This window comes from Escherichia sp. AM3, assembly GCF_032029835.1.
Taxonomy (GTDB): domain Bacteria; phylum Pseudomonadota; class Gammaproteobacteria; order Enterobacterales; family Enterobacteriaceae; genus Escherichia; species Escherichia coli.
Genome location: NZ_JAVUPQ010000269.1, coordinates 1 through 1,642 on the forward strand (window position 1 = coordinate 1; position 1,642 = coordinate 1,642).

The 1,642-nt window shown below is 37.7% G+C and carries 2 protein-coding genes; both read left to right on the forward strand.

Annotated elements, in window-relative coordinates; all coding sequences use genetic code 11:
• Nucleotides 1-297 (forward strand): glycosyltransferase family 9 protein (locus RTW80_RS24925; RefSeq protein WP_312720744.1); only part of this gene is annotated, 297 nt, incomplete at its 5' end.
• Nucleotides 298-335: 38 nt separating this feature from the next.
• Nucleotides 336-1,553 carry an O-antigen ligase RfaL gene (rfaL, locus tag RTW80_RS24930; protein ID WP_000954408.1) on the forward strand — a complete coding sequence of 406 codons (1,218 nt, stop codon included), beginning with the start codon at nucleotides 336-338 and terminating at the stop codon, nucleotides 1,551-1,553.
• Nucleotides 1,554-1,642: the final 89 nt, after the last annotated feature.

Here is a 1,642-nt window from a genome sequence, read left to right on the forward strand (position 1 = left end):
CATGAGGAAAAACGGGCGAAACGACTGGCGGAAGGATTTGCTTATGTTGAAGTATTGCCGAAGATGAGTCTGGAAGGTGTTGCCCGTGTGCTGGCCGGAGCGAAATTCGTGGTATCGGTAGACACTGGGTTAAGTCATTTAACTGCAGCACTGGATCGACCGAATATCACGGTTTATGGACCAACCGATCCGGGATTAATTGGCGGATATGGGAAGAATCAGGTGGTTTGTAGGGCACCAGATAAAGATCTTGCTCATCTGACTGCAGAAACGGTATTTAATAAAATCAATTCCTGATTAATACGTTATATATTATTTAAGATGGTGGAGAAGCAATGTTAACAGCCTCGCTGGCGCTACGTAATAAAGAAAAGTGGAAACCGTACTGGAATAAAGCGTTGGTATTCCTCTTTATTGCAACCTTTTTCCTTGATGGTATAACCCGTTATAAACACATCATATCTATACTAATGATTATTACGGTAATCTATCAAGTTTCTCGTGCTCCGGGAACATTTAAAGTACTCTATAAAAATAATCTTTTTTATAGTGTCCTGGCACTATCACTCATTCTTTTATATGCTACTTTTATATCACCTGATCTGAAAATCAGTTTTAAAGAATTCAGTAATACGGTACTTAAAGGATTTTTGGCCTATAGTTTACTTATACCTGCATTATTAAAAGATGAAGATAATGAAAGCATTGGTAAAATTGTACTATACTCATTAGTTACCGGACTTGGCTTACGTTGTCTTGTTGAACTTATTCTTTATATTCAGGATTATAATAAAGGAATAATGCCATTTTCCACCTATGAACACCGTAGTATTTCCGATTCAATGGTGTTTCTGTTTCCAGCATTATTAAACCTTTGGCTTATCAAGAAAACCTCTTATAAAATAGCATTCGTAATTTTTAGTGCAGTTTTCTTATTTCTGCTATTAGGAACGCTGTCTCGTGGTGCATGGCTGGCAGTATTCATAGTGACTCTGCTATGGTTAATCTTAAATCGTCAGTGGAAATTATTGATGCTGACTTCCATCGTTATTTCTGTTGCCGCAGTGGGTGTATTTACCTATAAAGGTGATCATGCTGGTAAAGACAGGCTTATTTATAAACTTCAACAGACCGACAGTTCTTCTCGCTATACCAATGGTACTCAAGGTACGGCGTGGACATTAATTATGGAAAATCCTCTTAAGGGATATGGCTACGGCGATGATATTTACCATGCAATATATAATAAGCGTGTTGTAGATTTTCCGTCATGGAAGTTCAGGCAATCCATTGGGCCACACAACGTTGTTTTGTCAATTTGGTTTGCAGCGGGTTTGGCTGGACTACTCGCTTTACTTTATCTGTATGGCTCTATTATCAAAGAGACAGCTAATGCAACGTTTAAAACAGTTGTCGTCACTCCTTATAATGGTCAATTACTACTATTTTTAACGCTTGTAAGCTTTTATATTATTCGAGGTAACTTCGAGGAAGTTGATCTCAAACCAATTGGCTTGATTGTTGGTTTACTGTTAGCAATGCGGAATAAATAAAAAAAAGCCTGCCTGACATTAAGTTCAGGCAGGCTCTTCAAATCCAATAATTTTTAACCAAACCAGTCTTGTATTTGTGCTTCAAAACG

Coding starts and splice junctions, on each gene's coding strand:
- rfaL (WP_000954408.1), top strand. CDS start 336: ATGTTAACAGCCTCGCTGGCGCTACGTAATAAAGAAAAGTGGAAACCG.